The 26,227-nt window shown below is 63.6% G+C and carries 23 protein-coding genes; 9 read left to right on the forward strand and 14 right to left on the reverse strand.

Annotation, left to right across the window (positions count from 1 at the left end):
- Positions 1 to 6 precede the first annotated feature (6 nt).
- The 3 genes from clpB to LY254_RS00630 all read right to left on the reverse strand — a co-directional run bounded on the left by clpB (position 7) and on the right by LY254_RS00630 (position 3,529).
- The gene (clpB, locus tag LY254_RS00620) at positions 7 to 2,625 is read right to left on the reverse strand and encodes an ATP-dependent chaperone ClpB (RefSeq protein ID WP_247477992.1); all 2,619 of its coding nucleotides are present in this window, start codon (positions 2,623 to 2,625) and stop codon (positions 7 to 9) included.
- A 136-nt stretch (positions 2,626 to 2,761) separates the two neighbouring features.
- Complete coding sequence (locus LY254_RS00625) at positions 2,762 to 3,124, reverse strand: hypothetical protein (protein ID WP_247477994.1); 363 nt, start codon at positions 3,122 to 3,124, stop codon at positions 2,762 to 2,764.
- A gap of 51 nt (positions 3,125 to 3,175) precedes the next feature.
- Positions 3,176 to 3,529, reverse strand: coding sequence for a hypothetical protein (locus tag LY254_RS00630; protein WP_247477996.1), 354 nt, complete (start codon positions 3,527 to 3,529; stop codon positions 3,176 to 3,178).
- A gap of 44 nt (positions 3,530 to 3,573) precedes the next feature.
- On the opposite strand from LY254_RS00630, the gene LY254_RS00635 reads away from it, so the two are divergent.
- Positions 3,574 to 3,804: a hypothetical protein gene (locus LY254_RS00635; protein WP_247477998.1), complete on the forward strand. Its 231-nt coding sequence runs from the start codon at positions 3,574 to 3,576 to the stop codon at positions 3,802 to 3,804.
- A 282-nt stretch (positions 3,805 to 4,086) separates the two neighbouring features.
- Here LY254_RS00635 and petJ read toward each other — a convergent pair whose 3' ends face one another.
- The 9 genes from petJ to LY254_RS00680 form a co-directional block, all read right to left on the reverse strand.
- On the reverse strand, positions 4,087 to 4,428 hold the full coding sequence (gene petJ / locus LY254_RS00640) for a cytochrome c6 PetJ (protein ID WP_010316724.1): 342 nt from the start codon (positions 4,426 to 4,428) through the stop codon (positions 4,087 to 4,089).
- 94 nt (positions 4,429 to 4,522) lie between these two features.
- Positions 4,523 to 5,521 carry an NAD(P)-dependent oxidoreductase gene (locus LY254_RS00645; protein ID WP_247478001.1) on the reverse strand — a complete coding sequence of 333 codons (999 nt, stop codon included), beginning with the start codon at positions 5,519 to 5,521 and terminating at the stop codon, positions 4,523 to 4,525.
- Positions 5,518 to 6,576: a uroporphyrinogen decarboxylase gene (hemE, locus tag LY254_RS00650; RefSeq protein WP_010316726.1), complete on the reverse strand. Its 1,059-nt coding sequence runs from the start codon at positions 6,574 to 6,576 to the stop codon at positions 5,518 to 5,520. Before hemE ends, LY254_RS00645 begins: the two co-directional genes overlap by 4 nt.
- A 26-nt stretch (positions 6,577 to 6,602) precedes the next feature.
- A complete protein-coding gene (gene glgB / locus LY254_RS00655; protein ID WP_247479949.1) occupies positions 6,603 to 8,936 on the reverse strand; it encodes a 1,4-alpha-glucan branching protein GlgB in 2,334 nt (777 codons plus the stop codon).
- Between the two features lie 67 nt (positions 8,937 to 9,003).
- The gene (locus LY254_RS00660) at positions 9,004 to 9,768 is read right to left on the reverse strand and encodes a DUF3887 domain-containing protein (protein ID WP_247478004.1); all 765 of its coding nucleotides are present in this window, start codon (positions 9,766 to 9,768) and stop codon (positions 9,004 to 9,006) included.
- Positions 9,769 to 9,789: 21 nt separating this feature from the next.
- A complete protein-coding gene (locus tag LY254_RS00665; RefSeq protein WP_247478021.1) occupies positions 9,790 to 11,337 on the reverse strand; it encodes a CocE/NonD family hydrolase in 1,548 nt (515 codons plus the stop codon).
- Positions 11,334 to 11,618: a hypothetical protein gene (locus LY254_RS00670; RefSeq protein WP_247478023.1), complete on the reverse strand. Its 285-nt coding sequence runs from the start codon at positions 11,616 to 11,618 to the stop codon at positions 11,334 to 11,336. The genes LY254_RS00665 and LY254_RS00670 overlap by 4 nt, the downstream gene beginning before the upstream one ends.
- 61 nt (positions 11,619 to 11,679) lie before the next feature.
- The gene (locus tag LY254_RS00675) at positions 11,680 to 12,084 is read right to left on the reverse strand and encodes a DUF4332 domain-containing protein (protein WP_247478024.1); all 405 of its coding nucleotides are present in this window, start codon (positions 12,082 to 12,084) and stop codon (positions 11,680 to 11,682) included.
- Entirely contained in the window at positions 12,081 to 12,554 is a 474-nt protein-coding gene (locus tag LY254_RS00680; protein ID WP_247478026.1) for a DUF2518 family protein, read from the reverse strand. Before LY254_RS00680 ends, LY254_RS00675 begins: the two co-directional genes overlap by 4 nt.
- 3,150 nt (positions 12,555 to 15,704) lie before the next feature.
- Here LY254_RS00680 and LY254_RS13045 point away from each other — a divergent pair.
- The 8 genes from LY254_RS13045 to LY254_RS00720 all read left to right on the forward strand — a co-directional run bounded on the left by LY254_RS13045 (position 15,705) and on the right by LY254_RS00720 (position 22,661).
- Complete coding sequence (locus LY254_RS13045) at positions 15,705 to 17,003, forward strand: translocation/assembly module TamB domain-containing protein (RefSeq protein WP_371820544.1); 1,299 nt, start codon at positions 15,705 to 15,707, stop codon at positions 17,001 to 17,003.
- A gap of 11 nt (positions 17,004 to 17,014) precedes the next feature.
- A complete protein-coding gene (locus LY254_RS00690; protein WP_247478032.1) occupies positions 17,015 to 17,902 on the forward strand; it encodes an ROK family protein in 888 nt (295 codons plus the stop codon).
- A 102-nt stretch (positions 17,903 to 18,004) separates the two neighbouring features.
- Positions 18,005 to 19,246, forward strand: coding sequence for a glutamate-5-semialdehyde dehydrogenase (locus tag LY254_RS00695; protein WP_371820545.1), 1,242 nt, complete (start codon positions 18,005 to 18,007; stop codon positions 19,244 to 19,246).
- A complete protein-coding gene (gene folB, locus LY254_RS00700) occupies positions 19,243 to 19,614 on the forward strand; it encodes a dihydroneopterin aldolase (protein ID WP_247478051.1) in 372 nt (123 codons plus the stop codon). Before LY254_RS00695 ends, folB begins: the two co-directional genes overlap by 4 nt.
- A 3-nt stretch (positions 19,615 to 19,617) precedes the next feature.
- Positions 19,618 to 20,217: a triacylglycerol lipase gene (locus LY254_RS00705; RefSeq protein WP_247478052.1), complete on the forward strand. Its 600-nt coding sequence runs from the start codon at positions 19,618 to 19,620 to the stop codon at positions 20,215 to 20,217.
- 76 nt (positions 20,218 to 20,293) lie between these two features.
- Positions 20,294 to 20,998, forward strand: coding sequence for a DUF6629 family protein (locus tag LY254_RS00710; RefSeq protein WP_247478054.1), 705 nt, complete (start codon positions 20,294 to 20,296; stop codon positions 20,996 to 20,998).
- 19 nt (positions 20,999 to 21,017) lie between these two features.
- Positions 21,018 to 21,563, forward strand: a complete 546-nt coding sequence (locus tag LY254_RS00715) for a hypothetical protein (protein ID WP_247478055.1) — start codon at positions 21,018 to 21,020, stop codon at positions 21,561 to 21,563.
- A gap of 3 nt (positions 21,564 to 21,566) precedes the next feature.
- A complete protein-coding gene (locus LY254_RS00720; protein ID WP_247478057.1) occupies positions 21,567 to 22,661 on the forward strand; it encodes an alpha/beta hydrolase in 1,095 nt (364 codons plus the stop codon).
- Here LY254_RS00720 and LY254_RS00725 read toward each other — a convergent pair.
- Both LY254_RS00725 and LY254_RS00730 read right to left on the reverse strand, forming a co-directional pair.
- Positions 22,650 to 24,038: a hypothetical protein gene (locus LY254_RS00725; RefSeq protein WP_247478059.1), complete on the reverse strand. Its 1,389-nt coding sequence runs from the start codon at positions 24,036 to 24,038 to the stop codon at positions 22,650 to 22,652. The genes LY254_RS00720 and LY254_RS00725 overlap by 12 nt on opposite strands.
- A gap of 38 nt (positions 24,039 to 24,076) precedes the next feature.
- The gene (locus LY254_RS00730; protein ID WP_247478062.1) at positions 24,077 to 26,197 is read right to left on the reverse strand and encodes a M3 family metallopeptidase; all 2,121 of its coding nucleotides are present in this window, start codon (positions 26,195 to 26,197) and stop codon (positions 24,077 to 24,079) included.
- Positions 26,198 to 26,227 lie beyond the last annotated feature (30 nt).

Here is a 26,227-nt window from a genome sequence, read left to right on the forward strand (position 1 = left end):
GAGGGACTAGACCAACAGCGGCAGCTTGCTGGGGTCCACCTGCTGGAAGCGCAATGTCTCGCCTTCCACGTCGACTGCCACGTCGTGCCCGGCGCTGAATTGCCCCGCGAGGATCCCTTTGGCAATCGGAGTCTCCAGCTCCTTCTGGATCGCGCGTTTCAGAGGGCGGGCGCCGTAGACGGGGTCATAGCCAACTCCGGCGAGCCAGTCGAGGGCATCGGCATTGACCTGCAGCCCCAGCTTCTTGTCCTCTAGGCGCTTGGCCAGCCGCTGGATCTGCAGCTCCACGATCTGCCGCAGTTCCTCCTGCTTGAGGCTGTGGAAGATGATCGACTCATCGAGTCGGTTGAGGAACTCGGGGCGGAAGTGTCCGCGCAGGGCCTCATTGACTCGTGCTTCCATCTCGCTGTGGCGAGCGGGATCACCGGCGAGATCCAGAATCGACTGGCTGCCGATGTTGCTGGTCAGGATCAGGACGGTATTGGTGAAATCCACGGTGCGCCCCTGGCCATCGGTGACGCGACCGTCATCGAGGATCTGCAGCATCACGTTGAAGACGTCGGGGTGCGCCTTCTCCACCTCGTCAAAGAGGATCACGGCGTAGGGCCGGCGGCGAACGGCCTCAGTGAGTTGTCCTCCTTCCTCGTAGCCGACGTAGCCCGGAGGCGCTCCGATCAGACGGCTGACGGTGTGTTTCTCCATGTACTCGGACATGTCGATGCGCACCATCGCCTCCTCGCTGTCGAACAGCTGGGAGGCCAGGGCCTTGGAGAGCTCGGTCTTGCCCACACCGGTGGGGCCGAGGAAGAGGAAGCTGGCGATCGGGCGGTTGGGATCGCTTAAACCAGCGCGGGAGCGTTGGATGGCATCAGCCACGGCGGTCACCGCCTGCTCCTGGCCGATCACCCGGGTGTGCAGTTCATCCTCGAGCTGCAGCAACTTCTGCATCTCGCTTTGCACCAGCTTGGCCACAGGAATCCCGGTCCACTTGGCGATCACCTCAGCGATGTCGTCTTCAGTGACCTCCTCACGCAGCAGCGACTTGTCATCGCCCTCGCCCGTGAGTTCCTCTTCTTTGGCGGCAAGCTTCTTGTGCAGACCCGTCAGGGTGCCGTACTCCAGCTCGGCGGCCTTGTTGAGGTCGTAGCTGCGTTTGGCCTGCTCGATCTGCAGCTGCACTTGCTCGATCTCCTCTTTGATTGAGCTGAGCTCATCGATGGAGCCTTTCTCTTTTTGCCACTGGGCATTCAGGGCGCTTTGCTGCTCACTGAGGTCCGCGAGTTCCTTCTCCAGCCGCTCCAGCCGGTCCTTGCTGGCGGCATCGGATTCACGTCCGAGCGAGAGCTTCTCCATCTCCAGCTGCAGGATGCGGCGATCGAGTTCGTCGATCTGCTCCGGCTTGGAGGTGATCTCCATCTTCAGGCGCGCGGCGGATTCATCCACCAGGTCGATGGCCTTATCCGGCAGGAAGCGATCAGCGATGTAACGGCTACTGAGGACAGCAGCAGCCACCAGGGCGTTGTCGGCGATGCGCACGCCGTGGTGCACCTCGTAGCGCTCCTTCAGGCCCCGCAGGATTGAGACGGTGTCCTCCACCGTGGGCTGGTCGACAAAGACCTGCTGGAAGCGGCGCTCCAGGGCCGGGTCCTTCTCGATGTGCTGACGGTGCTCATCAAGGGTGGTGGCCCCGATGCAGCGCAGCTCACCGCGGGCGAGCATCGGCTTGAGCAGGTTGCTGGCATCCATGGCGCCACCGCTGGCACCGGCGCCGACCACGGTGTGGATCTCGTCGATGAACAGCACGATCTGTCCCTCGGAGGCCGTGACCTCCTTGAGCACAGCCTTGAGCCGCTCCTCGAATTCACCGCGGTACTTGGCCCCGGCGATCAGGGCCCCCATGTCCAGGGCAATCAGTTGACGGTTCTGCAGGGCCTGGGGGACGTCTCCATTGACGATCCGTTGGGCAAGCCCCTCGACGATTGCCGTTTTGCCCACCCCGGGTTCACCGATCAGGACGGGGTTGTTCTTGGTGCGGCGGCTGAGGATCTGAATCGTGCGGCGAATCTCCTCGTCGCGACCGATCACCGGATCGAGTTTTCCATCGCGGGCGGCCTGGGTGAGATCGCGGCCGTATTTCTCCAGGGATTCGTAGGTGCCTTCGGGGTTCTGGTCAGTCACTTTCTGGGATCCGCGAATCGCCTGAACGGCCTCTTTGAGCTGGGCGGCATCGCTGCCGGCCTGCTTGAGCAGTTGTTTGCCGCAGCGATCATCACTCGCCAGGGCGAGTAGTAAATGCTCAATGGCGATGTAGCTATCGCCGTAGGACTCCTTGAGGCCATTGGCTTGATCCAGGACGCTGTTGAGTCCTTTGCCGAGATAGACGTTCTCAGGCGGAGAGCTCAAGGAAGGCTGCCCTTCGATGAAGGCCTCGATGGTCTGGCTGAGGGTCCCCACATCCACCCCGGCCTTCTCGAGCACCCGATTGGCCAGACCCTGTTGAGCCAGGAGCGCGGCGAAGAGATGCTCGCTTTCCATCTGCTGCTGCCGGCGCTGCTGCGCGAGCTGCTGCGCTGCAACAACTGAGGCCCAGGCTTTCTCGGTAAACAGTTCGGCGGTGGGATGCATGGCGGTCCTCCCTCAACTGGGTGGTGACCAAACCGTATGGCGATTGTTTGGCTTTGAAGGAGGGGAGAACCGAAGTTGCAGCTTCGGTCCTCCACCCCTCGGGGATGCAGGCCGTCCGCTCCGGACGGTTTTCCGATCAGCGGGGCGAGCCGTTGTAGATGACGTTGCTGACCGTGCGGCCATCGCTTGAGATCTGGATCTCGGTTTCCGTGGTGGCGGGAGTGCCCTGCTGCTGCCAGCCGGGTGCACCGCCGAGGAATTTGAAGCGGAAGCCCTGGCTGTTGTTCTGCGTCAGGCAGCTGCCGCCGCCATCACCGGTGTTGAACATGCAGGCGGCGGGACGATAGACGCTCAGGCCACCGTTGTTATCCACGGCCCAGTTGCGGGCGGAATTGAGGGCCCGGACGTTGGCGGCGCTCACCTGGGCGAGGGCAGGAAGGCTGCTGAGTACAGCGGTCGTTGCGACCAGCACAGAGGTCTTCACCAGCGACTTGAACATGACCGTTGCTGCGGAATGAGAGGAGTCCTCCTCAGTGTGTCCAGAGTTTCTCTATTGGGCAGCCGGCAGGGTCAAGACACCACTGGTCTGGCTGCAGAGCCTGGTCGGGCAGCCGTCGGCTCCGTAGATCGCATCCGCCGGGGACAGACAACCCAGGCGGTTTTTCGCCGCAACGGCACTCGGTGCGATCCGTAGGGGTTGGAGTGCTGGCAGCTCTGGGTTGACCACCAGTCGGCAGCGCTTGGCCTCAAGGATGCGCAGCGCATTCGGCCCAATCGCAGCCGGTGTCCCCCCTCCTTGAATCAGTTCGAGTGGGGCGAAATTAGTGCTGGACTGGGCTTTGACCGTCGTCCCCAGCAGCGTCAGGCTCAGCAGCAGTAGCGGCCAGGCTCTCTCTCTCGCCATCATGGCTGGGTCCAGTGACTCCAGTCTGGTCAAGACACGCCGAGATGCCCGTCGATTCAGCAGAGCAAGAACCTTCCCGGTCTGAATTGGTGCAGCGGTTAGCCCAGGAGTCCTTCACCTTCGACGGCACAGCCCGCGACCCTGAGCGCAATTGCTGGCTTGTGGTGCATCGCCATCAGCACGGTTGCCTGCCGAGTGAATACGACATCCGCGAGGTGGATGAGGCGCTCTATCTCGAGGTGCTTGAGGCCCGGCGTGCTCTGGCTCAGTCCTGACTCCAGTGGCGCTCGGCGGTTTGTTGTGCACTGCCCGTACCGCCGTCAGCTGCATTTCTGAGCGGTGGAATCGCGGCGAGTTTCGAGCGCTTGAGAAAGTCCACGACCGATTGCTCTTGAGTCGTTCTGCTCCTCTCGTGGCCTGTGCGGTTGCCCATGGCGTTGGCTGTTGCGCATCGTTCACCCTCGCGCGCTCAGCCTTGTACGGCAACGGCTCTCGCCTTTAGCAGGCATAAAAAAACCGCCCCCGAAGAGGCGGTTTGGTCTGTGGGGTCTGAGAGATCAGGCCCAGCCGTTCTGGCTCTGGGACTCGACGTAGGCAGCGACGTCAGCGATGTCACCTTCGCTCAGCTTGCCGCCGAAGGCGGGCATGGCGTTCTTGCCATTGGTGACCTGGTACTGGATGGCCTCTTCGTGACCAGCGCTGTAGTTAGCGAGGTAGGACTCGAGGGCCTCTTTCTTGAGGGTGCGCTCTGCGTTCACCACGTTGCCGCCGCCCATGTGGCAAGCAGCGCAGTTCGCGGAGAAGATTTGAGCGCCGTGGTCGGCATCAGCGGCGAAGCTGGGGGAAGCACCCAGCACCAGCGCCAGGCAAAGGGCAATCAGGGAGAGGAGACGGCGCATCTGAGCTCGTGCAACCTGGCCAAATTAAGAGGCCGAAGTGGCCCTCGTCGCGTTTGCTGCAGAGGTTCGCAACATTTGAAACCTCCTGTTGTGATTAGCCCCGGTGTTTCAGCCCGGCGTCCTCGAAGACCGCCTCGAGCGTGGGCGCATGGCTCACCAAGCCAAAGCGCTCCGGAGGGCTGATCGGGTCGTGGACAAAGTGCCGCTGGCGGATCGAGAAACGATCCCAAGCATTCACTTCGATCCGCAGGAGCTTGATCAGGCCTTCAATCAGCCAACCCTGGAGATCCAGGCCAAATGGTGGGTACCAGGCGCGGCGCCAGCGGCAGAGGCGTCTGACGGTTTCATCCACCGTCACCATCGGCTGTCCCAGCACCAAGCGTCGGACGGCACCCTGGCCGACCTCTGGATTGGGCTGATGGGGATGGGTCGCCAGCTGGACGCAAACCCGGGCGATGTCGGCCGCATGGATGAAGTGGAAGCTGGCCTCGGCCCGCAGCCACTTGGCCAGCCAGAGCCAGCGGGCGCCTTCCTTCAGTCCGGCCGTCAGGTAGCTGGTGGGGAATTTGCCGCCGCCGTCCACCCGTCCGCCAAACACAAGTGTCGGGAACACCGCCACGATGCGCTGGGCTAAGGGATGCTGCTCCAGCTGCTCCAGGCACTGGGCTTTGGTTTGGATGTATTCGGTGCCGTAGGGCATCGCCTCCGGCAGCAGCTTCAGGTCCTTGTTGAGGATGCTCGCGGTGGAGAAATAGACCACCTGCTCCAGCACCTCTGGATTGGTGGCCGCCAGCATCTGCTTCACCGCCACCACGTTCACCTGTTGGGCCCGTTCGGGATCGCCCCAGGCGGTGGCGGTATGGATGATGCGGGTGGCCGAGGCGATCTGGGCGCGGTGGGGTTCCACATCGCGTAGGTCGCCCACCAACAGGGTGATGCGCGGATCGTTGGCCGGGACGGCGGTCAGCTTGCTGGGATCGCGAAGCCAGAGCAACAGCTCGGCGTCGCTCTCGCGGTAGAGCAGATCAGCGATGTGCTGGCCAACGCAGCCGCTGGCCCCAGTAATCAGGATCCGTGCGGGGGCCGAACTCAAACCGCAGCTCCGAGGCGGTCCATCACGGACTTGCCGGCTTCGAAGAAGAACTGACCGTTCTCTTCAGGGGTTCCAGGAAGGATGCCGTGACCCAGGTTCAGGATGTGCTTCCGGCCGCGGGCCTTACGCACGCAATCGTCGATGCGATCGCGGATCGCGTCTTGGCTGCCGAAGAGCAGGCCGGGGTCCACGTTGCCCTGAACACCGATGTGCTCGGGCATGCGGGCCAGGCCTTCGGCCATGTCCACGGTCCAGTCCAGGGAGACGATGTCCACACCGGTCTTGGCCATCCGCTCAATCACGCCAGCGCTGCCGGAGATGTAGAGGATGAAGGGGGTGTCGGGGTGGGTCTGCTTGACCAGGTCCACCACCTTCTTTTGATAGGGCGCGGCGAAGGTGTCGTAGTCAGCTGGGCTCAGCTGACCGGCCCAGGAGTCGAACATCTGCACCACCTGTGCACCGGAATCGATCTGGTAGCGCAGGTAGTTGGCGATCGACTCGGCGAAGTGATCCAGCAACTTGTGCAGGATCTGGGGTTCGCGGAAGGCCATGGCCTTGATCACCGCGTAGTTCTTGCTGCTCTTGCCCTCAACGACGTAGGCCGCCAGGGTCCAGGGGGCACCGACAAAACCGAGGACGGCAGCCTCGTTGCCCACGCTTTGGCGCAGGCGGCCCAGCACCTCACCCACAAAAGGCATGGTCTCAGCCGGGTTCAGGGGAGTCAGGGCCTCCACCTGAGCCATCGAGCGGATGGGGTCCTGGATTTGGGGCCCCTTGCTCTCGATGATGTCGAAGTCAATGCCCATGCCGGGCAGGGGCGTGAGGATGTCGGAGAAGAGGATGACGCCGTCGGGCTTGAAGGCGTTGAACGGCTGCATCGAGATCTCGTAGGAGAGATCCGGGTTCTCCGAGCGCTCGCGGAAGCTGGGGTATTTGTCGCGCAGGTCGCGGTAGATCTTCATGTACCGCCCGGCCTGGCGCATCATCCAGACCGGAGGACGCTCCACCTGCTCACCACGGGCGGCGCGCAGCAGCAGAGGGGCGTTGGAAGACATGAGGACCAGCGAAGGGGCCTTGGAACCTACCCGAGCAGACCCCCGATTGAGGCCTTCCAGGCGCCGGGTTCCGCCGCATCGTCATGAACTTCAGTCTCGCCGGCAGCCTGGCCCTCCTGGCTGCGCTTCTCATCCCGCTTGAAGACCAGCACCGACAGGGGGGGCAGGCAGAGATCGAGGGAGTTCTCGTAGCTGTGAATGCCCCACTCGTCGGTGAACTTGCCGCCGAGGTTGCCCAGGTTGCTGCCGCCATAACGGGCGGCATCAGTGTTCAACACCTCGGTGTAGAAGCCGCTCAGCGGCACGCCCACCCGGTAGTGCGAGTGGCTTTGCGGGGTGAAGTTCGCCACCACGACCAACCATTGGCCGGTCGTGCTCTCCCGGCGCATGAAGCTGATGACTGAATGACGGTTGTCATTGCAGTCGATCCATTGGAAGCCGTACTCCTCAAAGTCATCCCGCCAGAGAGCTGGTTGTGACTTGTAGAAGACGTTCAGGTCATCCACCAAGCACTGCAGGCCTTGATGGGGCTCGTACTGCAGCAGATCCCACTGCAGGTCACCCCAGACATTCCATTCGGCCCGTTGACCGAATTCCATCCCCATGAAGATGGTCTTCTTGCCGGGATGGGTCCACATGTAGGCCAGCAGTGCCCGGGTGTTGGCGAACTTCTGCCAGTCGTCCCCAGGCATCTTGTGGAGCAGGTTGCTCTTGCCGTGCACCACCTCGTCGTGGCTCAGGGCGAGCATGAAGTTCTCGGTGTAGGCGTACCAGATCGAGAAGGTGACGTTGTTCTGGTGGAACTGGCGGAACCAGGGGTCGAGCTCGAAGTAATCGAGCATGTCGTGCATCCAGCCCATGTTCCATTTGAGGTTGAACCCCAAACCGCCCATGTCCGTGGGCTTGGTCACCATCGGCCAGGTGGTGGATTCCTCGGCAATCGAGAGGGCCCCAGGGAAGTGCTGGAAGAGCACGTGGTTGGCCTGCTGGAGGAACTGAACCGCTTCGGTGTTCTCCCGCCCGCCGTGCTCATTGGCAATCCACTCGCCATCGGGACGCAGGTAATCCCGGTAGAGCATCGAGGCCACCGCATCGACGCGGATGCCATCGATGTGGAACTGCTCAAACCAATAGATCAGGTTGGCAACAAGGAAGTTGCGGACTTCGTTGCGGCTGTAGTTGAAGATCAGCGTTCCCCATTCCTTGTGCTCACCGATGCGGGGATCAGCGTGCTCATAGAGGTGGGCGCCATCAAAGAAGGCCAGGCCATGGGCATCCTTCGGGAAGTGCCCAGGAACCCAATCGAGAATCACGCCAATGCCTTCGGCGTGGCAGCGATCGACGAAGGCCCGGAATTCATCGGGCCGGCCAAAGCGGCTGGTGGGCGCATACCAACCCGTGACCTGGTAGCCCCAGGAGCCATCGAAGGGATGCTCCGAGATCGGCATCAATTCGATGTGGGTGAAGCCCCGTTCCTTCACATAGGGGATCACCCGATCGGCTAGCTCGGGGTAGGTCAGGAGGCGCGCGCCGGGCTTGAGGTCGGCGGCGGGGACGGGCGCACGGGCTTTGCCGTCGGCCTCGATGTAGGGCTGATCGGCGCTGGCGTGCATCCAGCTGCCCAGGTGCATCTCATAGACCGAGATCGGCTGGTCGAGGGGATTGCGGCTATCCCGCTCCTGCATCCAGCTGCTGTCCGCCCAGGTGTAACCCTCCAGGGCTTCGACCACCGAGCCGTTATCGGGCCTGACCTCGTGGCGGAAGCCGTAGGGATCGGCTTTTTGATAGCAGTGCCCCTGCTGGCTGCGGATCTCGTACTTGTAGATCTCGCCAGGCTTGAGCCCCGGGATGAACAGTTCCCAGCAGCCGCCCAGGCGCGACTGCATGGGGTGATGACGACCGTCCCAGCCATTGAAGTTGCCCAGCACCGAGACGCTGCGGGCGTTCGGAGCCCAGAGGCAGAACATCACCCCGGCGACACCATCGCGGCTCACCACATGGGCGCCCATCCGCTGCCAGATGTGGTGGTGGTTGCCTTCGGCAAAAAGATGGCGATCGAGATCGCCCATCCACTCGTCGCGGAAGGCCCAGGGGTCATGGGCGACGTGTTCGATGCCGCCGCGCTGCACCCGGACCTGATAGCCGCTGCCGGGGTTGCTGGGCAGCTCAGCCTCAAACACCCAGGGGTGATGGGGCGTTTCCATCGCCTGGGGGGCGCCTGCGCCGATCAGTTCAACCCGATCGGCCTCAGGCATCCAGACCCGGACCACCCATTGACCGTTGTCGAGGGGCTGTGGACCGAGGACAGCCTGGGGATGGTCATGGCGGCATTCCGCAAGGCGCTGACCGTCTTCAACCATCCACTCGAGCTGAGCCAGCACAGGACCTCAAGGCAAAGCGTGGCTGGGAGCTTAAGCGGGTTTTTGCCTAAGAAGCTGCAGCCGGTGCAGCAGGTTGTTCGGGGAAGTCGACGCCGGTGATTTGGTTCTCGTTGTTGAGGATCACGTAGAGGTTGTCGCTGAGGCGGTTGAAGTGAACATTCACCAGAACCAGACGCATCTCCGGCGTCGACTCCGCCTCAACGACGCGGTTGATGTTGACGAAGTTTCCGGTGATGCGCTGCAGCCCGAGCCACTTGCGCTGGAGGGCGTCAGGGGTGATCTCCTCCTGGAAGGAGGGGCTGAGGAAGCTTTGGGCCGTGATGAAGTTCCCCGTGCTCACGGCCTCGATGAAGCTCTTGGCCACCAGGCTCGTGGCATCGTCGGCACGGTCGACGTAGTAGCGGGAGAGTTTGCCCTCGCCATTGAGGACCATGAAGACCACGCGCTTACCGGCGCTGGTGTTCAGTTCCGCCTCGACGATGCTCTTGCCCATGCCGCTGCGAACACTCAGCAGGGTGTAGCCCAGGATCTTGGGCTGGGTGCGCATGGTGGCCGCGATCATCGAGGGGCTGGTGATCGCTTGCCGTTCAGCCGAAAACTGGGCGTAGCGGGCGTTGGCATCTCCGTCTTTAACGGCCTTCAAGATCCGGAGTGCCGCTGCCCTGGCCTGGTCCACGCTCAGCGCGCTGCCTTGGGCAATGGCCTTGGGCTGCGGATTGGACACCGCTTGCCCAGGCGCGGGGCTTGCCAACAGGCCAGACGTCGCCATGGCCAGGAGACCGGCGGAGAGCAGGCGCAGGTGGCGCGGCATTGCTGAGGCTCAAAGTGGGCCTCAGTTTGCCCCAACCATCGGAAGAATGCTGAGGGCTGCGTTGCCCAGCCTGAGGGACACCGTGATCACGCGATGGTTGGGGCCCGCACCGGAGCGGGGCTGCGAGCCATCGCCCGGATTCACGGCAATCTGAGGCCAAGCAGCCAGGGCGATCGACAGCCTGAGGGCACAGCCCGCGTCGACGTTCAGCAGCAGCGGCTGCAGTGAGACCGTGCGCCGCTGAGACACCTGGGCTGATGCGCCAAGGATGCGGGAGAACCCCGTTGAGAGCTGCTCAATCCGGCCATCGCCATGGCAGAGCGAGAGGGCGACGCAGAGATCAAACCCCGGTTGATCCGAGACAGCCTCCAGCTCCAATTGCGGTTGGCCAAACACCTCGGTCGGGCGATCAAAGCGGGCGCTGGTGAAACAGCCCACGTCGGTGCGTGCATCGAGATCACGTCGATCGACCAGGCCCGCATCCAGTCCGAGGTGTCCTCCGCGGCCGGCCATGGGGCGCCATGGGTCGTGCACGATCACCACCTCCGGAGAGGGAGTGGCGTCCTGGCGGAGTTGCCCTTCAGCGGCGAGGCCGTTGCTGGCCAGGGACCAGCGTTGGCCGCTGCACTGCCGTGGTGATCGCTGCTGCCAGGCGCCGGAGCCCATCTCCATCAACTGGGTTTCCGGCAACGGCTGGGCTGGGGGCCGTCCACAGAGGTGCTCCTGGAAAAAGTCCAGCTGCAGCTGATCTAGTCCCCCCTGCCAGTTCAGGTGACTCCAGGCGCCAATGCGCAGCAGGCTGGATCCGCCGGCAGCCGTGGAACGTCTCCAAAGATCCAGCACACCCCTGAGGTGGGGGTCATGCCACCCGCCAATCAGAAGCATCGGCCGCTGCCAGAGTTCCTCAGGCGGCTCGTAATGCCTCCAGCCCTCTGGACGCTCTGGGTCGCTCTTCAGCCAGCGCAGCCCCATGCCTGTGGGGTCGAAGCGCTCCAGCAAGTCCCAGCCTTCGCGCAAGAAGGATCCGCTCTCGAGGCTGCGGCGGATCTCCTCCCAGCCTTGATGATCCCCCTGCCGCTGGCAGCGTTGGGCGGCAAGCTGCAGCGCCCAGCCCAGGCCCAGGGCCCACCAATGACAGCCCCCCTCGCTGGCCCAATGCAGCCGTTCATCCAGGCCGCACATGGCCGGTGCAAGGGCATCCGGCAGATGCTCCGAGCCGGAGAGCAGTAGCTGGCTCAGTCCCTGGTAGGAGAAGCCGTAGGTCCCCACCTTTCCGTTGCACCAGGGCTGTTGGCGGATCCAGCGCAGGGTTGCGGTGGTGTCGCTGGCCTCCTGCTGGAAGCCGAGGAACTCCCCCTCCGAATCGCCGCGGCCGCGGACGTCTTGGACGAGAACGGCGAAGCCCCGCCTGGCGTACCAACTGGGGTGGGCGTAGGTGACGGTTGAGGCGATCGCCCGCCCGTAGGGCTGACGCATCAACAGGGAGGGCCAGGGACCTTGGCCCTCTGGCTTCCAGAGGGTTGACCTCAGGGCAGTCCCGTCAGAGCAGCGCAGCTGCTCTTGACTCACCGGACTTTCGGGCAATACAGGCCCACCACATAGGTGGAGAGGATCTCGGCGTCGGTGGTGTTCAGACCCTGCTGCTTGGCGACCAGGGCTGTCGCCTCAGGGGAGTTGTAAGAGATGCCCTTGGCGTTGAGAGCCTGCAGTTCTCCGCAGAGGGCCTTGGCTTTCTGGGGGTTCTGCTTGACCGACTCCAGCAGCGCAGAGTCCGCAAGTGCCGGAGCGGCCTGGATGAAACAGAGGGTTGCAGCGGCCAGGGACAGGCCGCAAAGGCGGAGGCGTGTCACTGAAAGGACTCCCGATGGATCTATTTGAGGTCGCCTGTGCTACAGCGCTGCGCGCTAGGGGTCACTTCGTCGAGCGACTGGCCGCCTGCGCCCGTTTGATCCAAGTTCGAATCAGGGCGGGTGTGATGCGTGCCGGGGCCATCCCAGTCAGCGAGCGCTCGAGGCGCCCCAGCTGGGTCAAGAGCTGCTGGGGCGATGCCGCCGCTAGGCCCTGACGATTGGCGATCCCCGCGTAGAGCAGGAGGGCCGCTTGGTAGGGCTCAAGATCGAGCTCCACCACCAGCTGGGCCTGACCGCGCAGTTTGCGCAGCTGACGTTCCAGCGCCCCACCCCGTCTGGAGAGCTGATCGAGGTCCCGATCGGAGAGGGCGGCAATCGCTGGCCAGCTTTGGATGCCGGCTTCCATCAGGACAGCCTGCTCCCTGGCGAAATGTGAGGGAAGCGGATAGGGGCTGCCTTCGCTCACCGCTTGGCGTTGACGCTCACTGTCACGTCGCCCGTGGCCCAATCGCGAACGGCGGTGGCCAGCACCACGGGGCGATCAACGCCATCGCCTTGGGGTTCGACCCGGCGGAGGCGGACTTCAACGGTGGGGTCCTTGCGGCCGCTGCCGCGTAGGTTGCGGGCGACCTGTTCCACGCTGGGTCCAAAGGTCTCGGCAGCGAGGTCCGCTGGTGCGGCTGCCACGACGAGATCAGAGCCGTTGTCGAAGACCACGGGAACACTGACGGCCCCCTCCACCAACAGCCGGGGCGCGTAGCTCACGGCAAAGGCCAGACAGGACAGCGAGAGGAGCACGGTGAAGCTGGTGACGCCCACCAAGCGGAAGCGGAAGCCCCAGCGGGCCAGAAAGGCCACCACGGTGATCAGCAGTAGTCCACCAGCGGCAATCCCCAGCCATTCGCCAGCCGTGAGCAAGAGGGGATCGGCGCGCATGGCGGATGTTCTGGATCAAGAAACACTCTTATATTGCGGCCTTCTCAGCCCCCGAGACCCACGGGCCCAGCGCGCCGCCGAAGGAATCCCAGAACGCGCGGCCCCGCGGCCTCTTCCCTGCCTGCCCTGCTGGCGGCCGCGGGGATCGCGCTGACTTGGTTTGGCCTCGATCGTGTCGCGGCCTGGCAGTACGGCCTGCGAAAGCCCTGGCTCGAGTTCCTCGCCAGTCGCTCCATGGGGCATCCCCTGGAGCTCGGTCCCTATCGCGGATTGCGGCCCCTCGGTCTGGCGGCCGGCGCCAGTCGCTTCACGCCGGGGCTCGACAACCCATCCACGATCGAGGCCCAGGCGGTTTCGGTCTCCCTGGACCCCCTGCGCAGCCTGCTGACCCGCAGCTGGGTGTTGCAGTTTCAAATTGATCGTGCCCGCGTTGACCTGCGGCGCAACAGCCAAGGCTCCTTCTGGCAACTGGGGCGTGTGCCTGCGGGGGGACAACCGCCCGCATTGACACTGCGTTATGGCTTGAGCGGCGGCCCCGCCCAGGTGCGCATTCACGGGGCGAAGGGTGAGTCGACGTCCCTGGCGCTGGAGGGATCCCTGTCGGTGGATTTGCGCCGGCGGCGTCTGGATACCAACACTCAGCTGCGCAGCCGTGAGGCGGGGCAGCTTCGCGTTGAGGTCCGCAATGACTGGCAACGCCAACGGCTGCAGTTGCAGCTTCAGCCCCAGGCGCTGAAGCTCGCCTCCCTCTTGCCGTTCCTTCCGGGTGAGGTCAAAGCCGATGTCAGGGGCGCGCTCAATGGCCGGCTGCGCCTGGAGCGCAGCGCCTCAACGAACCGCTGTCAGGGACAGCTGGATCTGACCGATCTGCGCTGGGCGCCAGGGGGGGCAATGGAGCCCTTGACCTCCGCTCGCTTGGATCTGCGCTGCAGTCCTCAAGGACTGCGCCTGGCCTCTTCCCCCCTGCGCTGGAGTGGTTGGCGCGGCCAGCTGCAGGGTGAGTTTCCCCTGGTGGGGGCACGGTCCAACCAGCTTCAGCTTCAACTCCAGGCCCGTGAGTCCAAGGCGGGCCACCGCTTCAGCGCCGCGCTTGCTGGGCCGCTGGCTGAGCTCCAGCTCCAACTCGATGGTCAGCTGGCCGGTGTGGCCGTAGCCAATCAACCCCCTCAGCCCTTGGTGTTGCAGGCCCAGGCTCTCCTGCGCAACCAAGCAGGCCTAAGCGCTGAGCTGAAGCGGTTGCTGCTTCGCCAGGGTGGCGGTGAGCTGGTGGCGAGCGGTCAGCTTTGGCCCAACCTCCAGCTCCGCAGTCGGACACTCAGCCTGGGACCACGTCAGCAGAAGGCCTGGGGCCCTGTCATTGGCTCGCGTCCGAACCTGCAGCTTGTGCTCAAGCAACTGGGCCCCTGGAGCAAGCCCCAACTGAGCCTTGAGCTCGAGCAACAGCGCAACCCGCTGCTGGGTTCGGTTCGCTCCCAGCTGATCTGGCGCCCCTCGGCCCTGCGGTTGGAGCGCTTCGAGTCGCCCTATCTGACGGCCCAGGGGCCGCTGCCGCTTGGGCGCACGCCGATGGACCTGGAGATTGACCTTCGGCGCTTTCCCCTGGAGCGCCTCTCTGCGTTGCTGGGGACAGAGCTGCGGGGGCAACTCAGTGCCTCGGGGGCACTCCGCGGTTCCCTGCAACGCCTTAGACCCGACCTCACTCTTCAAGCGGAGGCGCCTGGGCTCGGTCCGCTTGGTCTTGATGAGAACTGGGTTGGGACCTTCCAGGGCTTATCCCTGCGGCTGCAAGTCGAAAACAGCGCCGTTCCTGGAGTGTTGCAGGCGTGGCTGACCCCTGGCTGGCAGCTCAGCTCCCTCAGCCTCAAGAGGGCGGGCGGGGCGTTCGCCCTGACGGCGGGCAACCAGCGCTACCGCTGGAGTGCCGAGCATTTCCCCCTCTCTGGCTTTGACCTGGCCCTTTGGCCAGCGGCCGCACCCCAACCGTTGTCCGGTTACTTGAGCGGGCAAGGGGCCCTCGCCATGAAGCCCCTGTCCCTCGATGGTCAGCTCCAGGTTGATCAACCGCAGTTGCTTGGATTGTTCGGTCGCTCCCTGCAAGCCAAGGCTGCGCTTCGCCAGGGTCGCTTCAGCCTGGATGGCCAATGGACGGCCCTTGGCTACGGAACGGTTGGCATTCAGTTCAAAGGCCAACAGGCCGGCCCCCTCTGGCTGCGGTTGGAGGCTCGCCAACTCCAATCGCAAACCCTGCAGGAGCTGCTGGCCGCTGTCCCCCATTGGGGGGGACTCCCTCCGACGCCAAGTGGTCGTGCCTTTGATTTGGGCAAGCTGGTGTTCAACACCCAGGGCCTGTCCCTGGCGGATCAGCTCACGGCCCTGGCCCAAGCCCAGCGTCAGCGCCAGCGGGCCCAATCGGCGCAAACCAAAGCCGCACTGCAGGACCTGCGGGGGGTCTTGGATGCCGACTTCACCTTGAGGGGGCCATCCGCTGACCGTTTATTTGTCGACCTCGCGGCCCAAGGACACCTGTGGCTTCAGGGGACGGATCGCGATCTAGCGCTTACGGATCAGCCGACGGTTGTGCGTCTCCATGGGCCCCTCAACCAAGGGGGGGAGTTTGAGCTGGCCCATCTGCCACTGGCACTGCTGGCATTGGTCGCGCCGGTTCCAGAGGGTCTCCGGGGATCGCTTTCCAGTCGCGGTTCCTATCGCCTCGGAGGCCCCAAGCAGCGTCCAGCTTTTGAACTGAATTTGGCCCTGCAGAACGCCTCCCTCAATGGAGAGCGCTTGGCCCTCGAGCGCGGTGAGGTGACGTTGCAGAACAACCAACTCGCCCTCGATTGGGTCTTGCGCGGTGGTGGTTCCTCTGAGGTCGTGGATGTGCGTGGCACGGTTCCACTCTCGGCGTCATCGGATGCCCTCACATTGCGGATTGGTAGCCGCGGTGATGGTCTGCGCTTTCTCACGGCCCTCTCGGGTTCGGCGGTGCAGTGGAAGCAGGGCAGCGCCGACCTGGAACTCCTGGTGCGTGGCTCCTTGCTCCAGCCTGTGGCGAACGGCTTTTTGCGCTTCAGCAATGGGGTGATGCAGCTGGCCGATCAGACGGTCCGCGATCTCGATGCGGTCCTGCTGTTCGACTTCAGTTCCCTGGAGATGCAAAGCCTGAGCGCTCGCGTCGGCGACAAGGGGCAGCTCAGTGGCAGCGGAGATCTCAACCTCTTTGCCTCGGGTGAGGGTGCGCCAGCACGCCGTCTGAATCTCACTGTTAAGCAAGCCCCGTTCAAGCTGGCGCGGATGGCCGCCGTCGCCGACGGAACCGTTGAGATCGGCGGCAGCCTGCTGCGCCCCGTTCTGGGCGGTGAGCTCGCCCTGAGCCGCGGGGCGATCAACGTTCAGCCCGGTGAGCTCGCCACGGAAGACGCCCCCAGTAAGCCCACCAACGTTCCTGCCCTGCTGGAGTCCAAGTGGGACTTCAACAAACCCCTGCTCGTCATGGGGCGGCAGTTGGAGAGCTCCAGCAGCCAAGACCTGCGGGCTGCCCTGCCCAACTTGGGCTCCGTCAGCTTTGAGCGCTTCCGCTTGCGCTTTGGCCGCGATCTGCGGGTGGAAGTCCCCAACGTCCTGAACTTCGGTGTGGGTGGTTTGTTGACCCTCAATGGCCCCCTCGACCCCAAGATTCAGATCAGTGGCGTCGTACGGCTGCTGCGGGGTCGCCTTGGGCTGTTCACCACCACCTTCAGCCTCGATCCCGACGCCCCCAACGTGGCGGTCTTCACCCCCAGCCTGGGCCTGATTCCCTACGTGGACATCGTCTTGCGCACGCGGGTGTCCGACACCCTCTCGGCCTTCGGCGATGGCAGCAATCGCTCCACCATCTACGACTGGAGCACCAATGGCTCCTTCAACAACGCCTCCTTGACCCCCAACAGCTTTGATCAGCTGCAACTGGTGCGGGTGCGGCTCGAAGTCACGGGGCCTGCGGACCAGTTGGTCGACAACATTCGCCTCTCCAGTACCCCGCCGTTGCCTGAGGATCGATTGCTGGCCTTGATTGGCGGCAATTCCCTGGTGGGTCTGGTCGGTGGCAACGCTGGAGCAGCCGTCGCCACCGTGGTTGGACAGTCCTTGCTCTCCCCTTTGGTGGGCAGCCTGACGGAATTGCTGGGCCAGCGGCTTACCTTCGCGATCTATCCGGCCTACGTCTTACCGACGAACTACGACGCCGAATCCAACCGCTCCGGTCAGGTGCCATCGCAGCTGGTTCCCGTCACCGACATCGGCTTGGATGTGAGTGAGCGTTTCAACGCCTCTGTGCTGGCTGCTCCCAACCGCAGCGACATCCCGCCCCAGGTCACCCTCGGCTACCAGGCCAAGCCCTGGTTGGGACTACAGACCTCCATCGATGCGGAGGCCCGTTGGCAGACCCAGATGCAGGTCTTCTTCCGTTTCTAGCGGCCATCCCAATGAGCGAACTGATCGGAGTGGATGTGGGAGGGACGGCCATCAAGCTGGGCCGCTTCTCCAACGGCGGTGAGCTCCTGGCGGAGTTGGAATGCCCCACGCCGCAGCCGGCCATGCCCGGCGGAGTGGTGACGGCAATCGTCGATGCGGTCGCTGCCCTCGATCCCGATCGACGGGCCTCGAGGGTGGGCATTGGTTTGCCTGGACCGATGGATGCGGCGGCCCGGGTGGCTCGGGTCTGCATCAACCTGCCGGGTTGGCAGCAGGTGCCCTTGGCGGAATGGCTTGAGCCGCAACTCGGCCGGCGGGTGACCCTCGCCAACGATGGGAACTGCGCCCTGATGGGTGAGGCCTGGCGGGGTGCTGCGGTCGGCTACCGCGATGTCTTGCTGCTCACCTTGGGGACCGGCGTGGGTGGAGGAGTGCTGCTCAATGGTCAGCTCTTCACGGGTCAAGGCGGAGCCGCCGCTGAACCGGGACTGATCAGCGTCAACCCCGATGGCCCCGCCTGCAACAGTGGCAACCGTGGCTCCCTGGAGCAGTACTGCAGCATTGCCGGCCTGCGCCGGCTGTTGGATCAGGACCCTCAAACCTTGGATCGGCTGGCCCGTGCGGGCGACCTGCAGGCCTTGGAGGCCTGGCGGGAGTACGGCCGTTGGCTTGGGGTCGGCTTGAGTTCCTTGATCTATGTCCTCACGCCGCAGTTGGTGCTGATCGGAGGTGGTTTGAGTGCCGCCAGCGCCCATTTTTTGCCCCATGCCCTGGCGGAGGTGGAGCAGCGGGTCCAGGCCGAAAGCCGCCTGGGCGTTGAGATTCGCTGTGCTGCCCTTGGCAACGGGGCCGGGCGACTGGGGGCCGCGCGCTTGGCTCTGGAACGGCTGAATGATTGAGCCCGGCTGGGATGATGCTCACTCGAGCCCCAGAAGTGTGTGAACGTTCCCGATCCATCGCCTGAACTACTGCAGCGCGCTGGTGGCGTTCGAACCGCTGCGATGGCCCTGGGGCGTTGCAGTGATCAAGAGCGACGGCAGGCCGTCCTGGCGATGGCCGATGCCCTCGAGGCTGAGGCCAGCGCGATCGTCGCGGCCAATGCCGCTGATCTCGAGGCCGCGGCAGCCGCTGACCTGGCTCCCTCCCTGGTGGCCAGGCTGAAGCTGGATGCGAGCAAGCTGGCCGGCGCGATCGAAGGGGTGCGTCAGGTGGCCCAGCTGCCGGATCCCGTCGGCGTGCGCCAGATGCACCGGGAGCTCGATTCCGGCTTGGTGCTCGAGCGCCTCAGTGTTCCCTTGGGGGTCCTGGGGGTGATCTTTGAAGCCCGCCCCGATGCGGTGATGCAGATCGCCTCGTTGGCCATTCGTTCCGGCAATGGCGCCATCCTCAAGGGCGGCAGGGAAGCCAACCGCAGTTGCACGGCGATCCTCTCCGCCCTTCGCAGCGGATTGGCGGCCTCGGCGGTCTCCCCTCAGGCCCTGGAGCTGCTGACGTCCCGTGAGGAAAGCTTGGCCTTGCTCAAGCTCGATGGCCTGGTGGATCTGATCATTCCCCGGGGTTCCAACGAACTGGTGCGCTTCATTCAGGACAACACCCGCATTCCTGTCCTGGGCCATGCCGATGGGGTCTGTCACTTGTATGTCGACCAGGAGGTTGATGTTCCCCAGGCGATTCGTATTGCCCTGGACGCCAAAACCCAGTACCCGGCCGCCTGTAATGCGATCGAGACCCTGCTGATTCACCGCAGCAGCGCCGCGGCCTTCCTCGAACAGGCCCTGCCGGCCTTTGCCGAGGCTGGTGTGGAGTTGCGCGGGGATGCCGCCAGCCAGGCTTTGGGGGTTTCAACAGCAGCCGAGGAGTCGGACTGGCGGACGGAGTACTCCGATTTGATCCTCTCGGTCCGCGTCGTGGATGACCTGCAGAAGGCCCTGGATCACATCGCCCGCCACGGCTCAAGGCACACCGAGTGCATTTGCACCACCAATGGCGCAACGGCGGAGACGTTCCTGCGCAGTGTCGATAGCGCTGGGGTCTATCACAATTGCTCCACGCGCTTTGCCGATGGCTTCCGCTATGGCTTTGGCGCCGAGGTCGGCATCAGTACCCAAACCCTGCCGCCCCGTGGCCCCGTTGGCTTGGAGGGGCTGGTGACCTATCGCTACCTGTTGCGTGGTGACGGGCACATCGCCGCTGACTACGCCTCCGGCGCCCGCAGCTTCAGCCATCGCGATTGCCCCCTGTGAGCGGTAGCGATCGGATCGTGGTGCGGGACCTGCGCCTTTGGGCCCACGTGGGCGTGCTGCCCCATGAGCGGGAATTCGGTCAGTGGTTTGAACTCGACATCGAGCTCCGTTGGGATCTCAGTGACGCCGCCGCCCGTGACGATGTGACCGCGACCCTGGATTACAGCCGTGCCATTCAGGCCCTGCAGCGCCAGGCCAGGCAGCTGCGTTGTCAGACCTTGGAGCATTGGAGCGGCCTGATCCTGGATCTGCTCGAGGACCTCTACGGCCCGGTACCGATGGCGATCGAACTGCGCAAATGCCAGGCACCTGTCCCTGGATTTGGTGGCACGGTTGGCGTGCAGCGCAGCCGGCACCAGTCCGCCTGACCGATGACCAAGCGTCCTCTGGTGCTGCTGCATGGGTTGTGGGACACCCCCCGTTTGTTTCGCCGGCTCGAGCAGGCGCTGCTGGAGCGTCAGCCAGACCTGGAGCTCTTTGCACCCCACTTGCCCCATCGCCTGGGCGCCACGCCCATTCGTCAGCTCGCCGCGCAATTGGATCGCTTGATTCAAGGGCGCTTTGGCGCTGAGAGAGAGCTGGATCTCTTCGGGTTCTCCATGGGTGGTGTGATTGCGCGCACCTGGCTGCAGGAGTGGGACGGGGTTCGGCGAACGCGCCGTCTGGTCTGTTTAGGCAGTCCACAGCAGGGAACATTGACGGCGCAGTTGGTTCCTCGCTGGCCCTTGGCAGGCATTGCTGACATGAAGATCGGCAGCGCACTCCTGCGGGATCTCGATGCGGGGAAGCATCACTTGGATGGCTTGCAGTGCGTCAGTTTGTACAGCCGCACGGACATCACGGTGTTTCCTGGTTGGCGGGCGGTTCTGCCCCAGGGGCCGCGGCAGGCCTTGCCCGTTTGGACGCACCGGCAACTCATCGTGAATCCACGGGCGATCGCAACATTGGCTGAGGAATTGCTGGCGCCTTAGCCACAACATTTCCCATCACGGCCGTTGTCGCTCGAGGGAAGCGTGTCTATGGGTAGGCAAAGTTTGAAGGCCCTCTATGTGCTTTTCAGCCTCCGCCAGTTTCACGGCATCGGCGGTTTTGATGCCGTTGGGGCTCTACAGCACCCACGTCGCACAGAAGACAGGAAAACGGGATTACATCCCACTGGCGCTGGTGCCCTTTTTCTTTGGGGTCCAACAGTTTGTTGAGGGTCTGGAGTGGACCGCGATTGACCAAGGCGGAGTGGAGCCGCTGAGCACCCTGGCGGGGCTGGGCTTCCTCTTTTTTGCCTACTGCTTCTGGATGATCTGGATTCCCTGGAGCGCCTGGTCAATCAGTCGATCGACGGATTCCAAGGGGCTGCAACAACGGCTGCGCTGGGTCGCGATTGTGGCAACGGTCTTGGGCATTGCCTTCTACTTGCCCATTTTGTTTAACCCTCCCGCTCTGCAGCCTGCGGTCCACAGCAACGGTCGTCTGCTCTATGACGTCTCCAATCTGCACAGCATTATCCATAACTTCGTCAACACGGAGCCCGTGGGTGAGCTTGCGTATTGGGGCTTCATTGTTCTCCCCTTGATTGCTCTCTCTGATAAGGCCGTCAAATTGTTTGGGGTCCTGATCTTTGTCTCGATCTTCCTGACCTGGTTGACCTATAGCGCCACATTTAATTCGGTCTGGTGCTTCTATTGCGCTGTTCTTTCCATCTACGTCATCTGGATTGTTAACCGGCCGGCCTTGCGTGCTGCATCCGGCCGCTAGTTGACGGGGGAGTTGAAGCATGGGAGTCCAAGCAGCACTCGACGCTCTCGGTACTTGGCTCGTTCAAACCGACGTGGGCCTCGGTTTGTTGCTCGTGGTGGGACTGTCAATGTCCCTCTCCCATGTCTTTTCTCTCCTTGCCAATCGCCTCAATCGCCGCCAAATCATCATCCATCTGATTCTCGATGGCCTGATGCTTTCGGTGGCTTTCCTCTTAAGCAGCACCATTGACATGGTTCTGCTGGCCACAAGAGCCAGTGTTCCAGTCCACCCCAGTGCCTTTATTGATGGGGTGGCTGTGTGTTTGCTGCCGGCGGTCTTTTATTTGCTGGTGGCAGCGCCCTATGTCGGTGAAACCATCGGCTTTGTGATTTGGGTGCTGATGCACCTCAACGTGGTGTCGTTGTTGCATGTGCGCTTCGCTCTGCCCTACGGCGAGGCCTTGCTGCTGGCGACTCCTGGCTATGCCGTTGCCGTGTTGCTTGTCTGGTTGTTGTTCCGCCAGAGCTGGCAGGCGGGATACAGCACCCTGGCCTCCCAACTGTCCGATGCCCATGGGGCTTGAGTGATGAACCGGTCATCCCCCGCTCAGCAAGCGGCGATCCAAGCCCAGCAACACAGCACTCGCTCGAGGCTCACTTTCATTGTCCTGGTGCTCGCCTTGGGGCTGGGGGTGAGTTGGTTTGGTGTGGGCCATGTGCTCTTGGCCCTGCGCTCGGTCTTGGATTGGGCTGACATCAACCTGCTCTTGCGTTGGTCTGGCTTGCTGCTGTTGGTCTTGATTCCGACGGCTGGCATCTATTCCCTGGTGACGCAATTTGCCTTTTGGGAGGGCTGGTTGGAGGGGCTCCCGGATCCCACCGCCCTGTTCCCCACGTCCCCTGCGGCGGCTGAGCATCGCTGTTTTGTGGTGTATCTCGATGGGATTCACCAACTGGAGCGCGATCATCCGCCGCGGGTCTCGGCCTTTCTGCAGTTGCTGGATCAGCAGCTCAACCACTCCACCCGGTTGGTGAAGGGCTTAGAGGCCTACACAGTGCTGCCCGTGGCCCTGGCTCAAGACCTCGGCAGTGCCTGGTTTTGGCGTCGCTTGTTTGCCCTGCAAGAGGAGCATCCCAACGGCTGGATCCAGCTGTTGGCTGCCGTTTTGGTTCAAGCCAACAACGTGATCAAGGTGGGAATTTCCTCGGATCACCGCTACGGCCCGATCATGAATTACGAGCTGTCCCTCAAGATCGCGTTGCGGTTGGGGGAGGTCGGGTTTCGGCCTGATCAGGGCCAGCGCATCGTTCTGGTGGGCTACAGCGGTGGTGCTGAGATGGCGATGGGCGTCGCGGAATACCTCCGCCGCATTTGCCGTGCTCCAGTGAGCATCGTCAGCTTCTGCGGCGTGTTTAGTGGCAATCAACTGCTGAGCCAGCTCTCCAAAATCACAATGATCGTTGGGAGCCGTGATCCGGTGGCGGCCTTTGGCCGCATTGCCTATCCGGGGCGATCACCGTTGCTACCCCTTTCGAATTGGAATCGAGCCCTGAAGCACTCCCGCATCGAACGGCGGGAGATCGAGGGTATGAACCACAACGGTTTGAGTGGCCCGTTTGCTGAATTGCACCGCGAGGCCGTCGTTGAGCAGATCGTCCAGGCGATTGAGTCAGAGGACTAGGGCCTGCTGGGTCAACCGGAATGGGCTGCTTTGGGGTTGTGAGGCTTTGAGGCGCCGTTTGGCATCGCGGCTGCCCTCCGCAAAGCAAAAGCCATCGTGGGGCAGCTCTGTGAGGGCGCGGCAATAGCGCTCACGGGCCCTGTGCTGTGACTCGTGCTGTAGCTGCAGTCCACGGGCTCGCTGCAGGAGTCGTTCTCGCCAGATGGCCCCGAGCAGGCAGGGGAAGAGGTCGCAGCGTCCGTCCATGGCCTGTTGCAACACCGCAGAGCTATCGATGCAAAATCCCAAGGCCCCATATCCCCCAAGCCAGAGCGCATCGGCATCGCTCTGCTGGTTGTGTATCAAGGCCATGATGTCGCAGAGATCCATCACCTCGAGGAGACGTTCAGCGCAGAACGGCTCCCCCAAGTAGCGGATCGTTCCATTCTCTCGGTCGTTCTGCCAGGGACGATGGAGATCGTTGAGGGCTTCCCAACCGCAGAGCCCCTCGGTGCCCTGGTAGTACTGCAGGCGGATGAGATCGTTGCCCCGCCGCCATTCCAGCTCCAGACAGCTGTGGGGAAGCAAGCTCTGGATGTCCTGCTCCCCCTCCCCAAGCAGTCCGGTGCGGATGGGGAGGGCCAAGGGCACCTGGCTGCAGCCCTCTGGATTGGGCAGGCTTGCCCCAAGTCCAAAGCTGGCCACACTGGCGCGCAGCTGGGCCTGAAGGCTCCAGCCCTCTTGCTGCAACCGGCTGAACCAGGCCCTGCAGCTGCTGGCTCCATCGATTTGCCACTGATCCTGCTCCAGCGCGTTGGCTGCGAGGCGATTGAGCACGCGGGCGGCCAGTGCGTTGCGCTCTCGCTCGCTGGCGGACTGTTCATGCTGCAGTCCTGCGTTATGCCAGATGAGCCCGCCGCTGAGGCGCTCGGCCTCTGTGCTGCCTACTTGAGGGTCTGTTGGATCAGTGCTTGATGGATTGAGCCGAAGGAGCTGCTCCAAGCTGCTGGGCAGGTCGGCGTCCTGTTGCCCGCGCCAACGGCCCATGGCAGCGGCGTGTTCCCCATTGAGGAAGTGGGGAAGCGCATCGGCCACCGCCCCAAGCAGGGCCGGAGTGAGCAGTTCGCGCTCCACGAGTCCGCTCAGGGTCTGCAAGCGCTGGGGCAAATCTGCCGGAGCCAATTTCCAGCCCTTGGGCAACAGCCAGAGCAGCGGCAGCAACTGTGGCTTGTGGAGCTGGTGGGCGAGGCGTTTGAGCCAATCCGATCGGGTTAAGCCTGAGCGAAAGACGCTCTGATCCAGGGCGTCTTCAAAGGCGAGCAGCGGAACGCTGCAGGACCAGTCCGGATCCAGCTCCAGGGGATCGGCAATAGAGGCGAGGGGGGAGCCTGAAGCCATGGGGCGGCCCATCTCCCCCCATCCTGTAGGCCCTGGACTTAGACGGCTACCAGGCCGGAGTGGCGAATCAGAGCATCGCTACTGGGTTGACGCCCCCGGAAGGCCTCAAACACCTGTTTTGGGTCAAGGCTGCCGCCAAGGCTCAGGACCGTGTTGCGGAAGCGGCGACCGGTCTCGCGAATTTGGTCTTCGTTCTCCAGGCCGACGTCCTCAAAGGCTGCAAAGGCATCGGCACTGAGCACCTCGGCCCACTTGTAGGAGTAGTACCCCGCCGCATAGCCGCCGGCGAAGATGTGTCCGAAGGAGCAGAGGAACGCGTCCTCGTCGATGGGGGCCAGCACTGAGGTGGTGGTAGCGATCTCCCTTCGGAGGGCCTCCGGTGTCACATCGGACTCCGGCGTCCACTGGCTGTGCAGACGCAGGTCCACCAGGGCGAAGTGCACCTGACGCAGGGTCGCTGAACCGCCCATGAAGGTTCGTGCGGCCAGCAGTTTGGAGAATTCGCTCTCGGGTAGGGCCTCACCCGTTTGCCAGTGACGAGCCATTCCCATCAGGGTGGCGCGGTCATAGCACCAGTTCTCCATGAACTGGCTGGGTAGTTCAACGGCATCCCACTCGACGCCATTGATGCCGGCCGCCTGGGGGTGCTCCACGCTCGTGAGCATGTGCTGCAGACCATGGCCGAACTCATGGAAGAGGGTCTCGACCTCGTCAAAGGTCATCAGGCTCGGCGTCTCTCCGACCGGCGCACTCTGGTTGCAGATCAAGTAGGCCACCGGCAGGACCACGCTGCCGTCAGTGCCCTTGGAGCGCACCAGGCATTCATCCATCCAGGCGCCACCACGCTTGCTGCCCGGACGGCTGTAGGGATCGAGGTAGAAGCCAGCCACGGGTTGGCCTTGCTCGAGGATGCGGAAGAAACGCACATCCGGATGCCAGATCGGCGCCTCCCCATCGGCCGCCTCGATCCGGATTCCAAACAGTCGCTCGCTCAGGGCAAACAGCCCATCGAGCACCTGCGGTAGGGGGAACCAGGGCCGTAGGGCTTCGCTGTCGAGTTCAAAACTCTCCTGGCGAAGGATCTCAGCCCAGTAGCTGATGTCCCAGGGTTGCAACTCAGTCGCTTCTGGGGCGCCGTGGGCTTGGGCGCAGGTGGCAAGCGCCTGCAGTTCCTGCTGGGCAATCGGGTAGGCGGCGCCGCGCAGGTCCTCCAGCAGCGACTCCACGGCCTGCTCTGAATCGGCCATCTTCGAGGCAATGCTCAACTCCGCCCAGTTGGCAAACCCCAGCCGCTCCGCCTGTTGTCTGCGCAGCGTCAGGATCTCTTCGATCAGCGGCCAGTTGTTGAGGTCACTGCCGTCTTGACCTGAGGCACGGCTGACGTGGGCCTTGTAGACCTTCTCGCGCAGATCACGCCTGCGGCTGTACTTCATGAATGGCACGTAGCGGGGCATGTCCAGCCCCATCAGCCACGGCCCTTGCTCAGCACTGGCGTCCTCGTCGCCGGCCTGGCGTGCCGCTTGGGCCAACTGCCCCAGCAGGCTTGCCGGTAGACCTTCGACCTCGGCGGCGTCCGTCAGTCGCAGGGTCCAGTGGTTCGTGGCATCGAGCACATGGTTGCCGAATCGGGTCGAGAGTTCCGCCAAGCTCTGACTGGCACTGTTGAAGGCCTCTTTTCTGGCGCCACTGAGGCCGACCCCGCGCAGCTTCATGTCCCGAAGTTCGGCATCGAGAATCCGTTGTTGGGTGCCATCCAGGCCAGAGCGACCCGCCTCGAGTTGCTGCAGGGCGCGATAGATCACCTGGCTCTGGCCAGCACGGTTGCCGAATTGGACAACCGAGGCCTGTTGTCTGGCATGGGCATCCCGCAGCTCTGGGCTGTTGCAGACCCCGTTGAGGTGACTGACGACACCCCAGCTCCAGCGCAGCCGCTCACCCAGCCGCTGCAGTGGAGCCATCACATCGTTCCAGCTCAGCGTCTGGTTTTGCTCGAGTCTCTGGCCTAAGGACTGCTCGAGGGCCCCCAGTTCGCTTTCCAGGGCCTGCATCAACGCAGGGATGTGCTCGCTGACGGCGTCGGGGGTGATCGCTTCAAAGTTCGGCAGGCCCTCGCCCCGCAGGATCTCCGCTTGAGCGTTGGCAGCGCTGCTGACAGTCATCGTGGCTGAGGCAAGGGGCCTTGTTCGGCC

This window comes from Synechococcus sp. NB0720_010 (assembly GCF_023078835.1).
Classification (GTDB): domain Bacteria; phylum Cyanobacteriota; class Cyanobacteriia; order PCC-6307; family Cyanobiaceae; genus Vulcanococcus.

Bases quoted from the DNA above. Each gene is read 5' to 3' on its own strand.
- LY254_RS00710 (WP_247478054.1), top strand. From the start codon at position 20,294: ATGTGCTTTTCAGCCTCCGCCAGTTTCACGGCATCGGCGGTTTTGATG.
- LY254_RS00630 (WP_247477996.1), bottom strand. From the start codon at position 3,529: ATGGCGAGAGAGAGAGCCTGGCCGCTACTGCTGCTGAGCCTGACGCTG.
- LY254_RS00680 (WP_247478026.1), bottom strand. From the start codon at position 12,554: ATGCGCGCCGATCCCCTCTTGCTCACGGCTGGCGAATGGCTGGGGATT.
- LY254_RS00705 (WP_247478052.1), top strand. From the start codon at position 19,618: ATGACCAAGCGTCCTCTGGTGCTGCTGCATGGGTTGTGGGACACCCCC.
- LY254_RS13045 (WP_371820544.1), top strand. From the start codon at position 15,705: ATGCAAAGCCTGAGCGCTCGCGTCGGCGACAAGGGGCAGCTCAGTGGC.
- LY254_RS00635 (WP_247477998.1), top strand. From the start codon at position 3,574: ATGCCCGTCGATTCAGCAGAGCAAGAACCTTCCCGGTCTGAATTGGTG.
- LY254_RS00625 (WP_247477994.1), bottom strand. From the start codon at position 3,124: ATGTTCAAGTCGCTGGTGAAGACCTCTGTGCTGGTCGCAACGACCGCT.
- LY254_RS00690 (WP_247478032.1), top strand. From the start codon at position 17,015: ATGAGCGAACTGATCGGAGTGGATGTGGGAGGGACGGCCATCAAGCTG.
- clpB (WP_247477992.1), bottom strand. From the start codon at position 2,625: ATGCATCCCACCGCCGAACTGTTTACCGAGAAAGCCTGGGCCTCAGTT.
- LY254_RS00730 (WP_247478062.1), bottom strand. From the start codon at position 26,197: ATGACTGTCAGCAGCGCTGCCAACGCTCAAGCGGAGATCCTGCGGGGC.
- hemE (WP_010316726.1), bottom strand. From the start codon at position 6,576: ATGTCTTCCAACGCCCCTCTGCTGCTGCGCGCCGCCCGTGGTGAGCAG.
- LY254_RS00725 (WP_247478059.1), bottom strand. From the start codon at position 24,038: ATGGCTTCAGGCTCCCCCCTCGCCTCTATTGCCGATCCCCTGGAGCTG.
- LY254_RS00695 (WP_371820545.1), top strand. From the start codon at position 18,005: ATGGCCCTGGGGCGTTGCAGTGATCAAGAGCGACGGCAGGCCGTCCTG.
- glgB (WP_247479949.1), bottom strand. From the start codon at position 8,936: ATGGTTGAAGACGGTCAGCGCCTTGCGGAATGCCGCCATGACCATCCC.
- LY254_RS00660 (WP_247478004.1), bottom strand. From the start codon at position 9,768: ATGCCGCGCCACCTGCGCCTGCTCTCCGCCGGTCTCCTGGCCATGGCG.
- petJ (WP_010316724.1), bottom strand. From the start codon at position 4,428: ATGCGCCGTCTCCTCTCCCTGATTGCCCTTTGCCTGGCGCTGGTGCTG.
- LY254_RS00715 (WP_247478055.1), top strand. From the start codon at position 21,018: ATGGGAGTCCAAGCAGCACTCGACGCTCTCGGTACTTGGCTCGTTCAA.
- LY254_RS00720 (WP_247478057.1), top strand. From the start codon at position 21,567: ATGAACCGGTCATCCCCCGCTCAGCAAGCGGCGATCCAAGCCCAGCAA.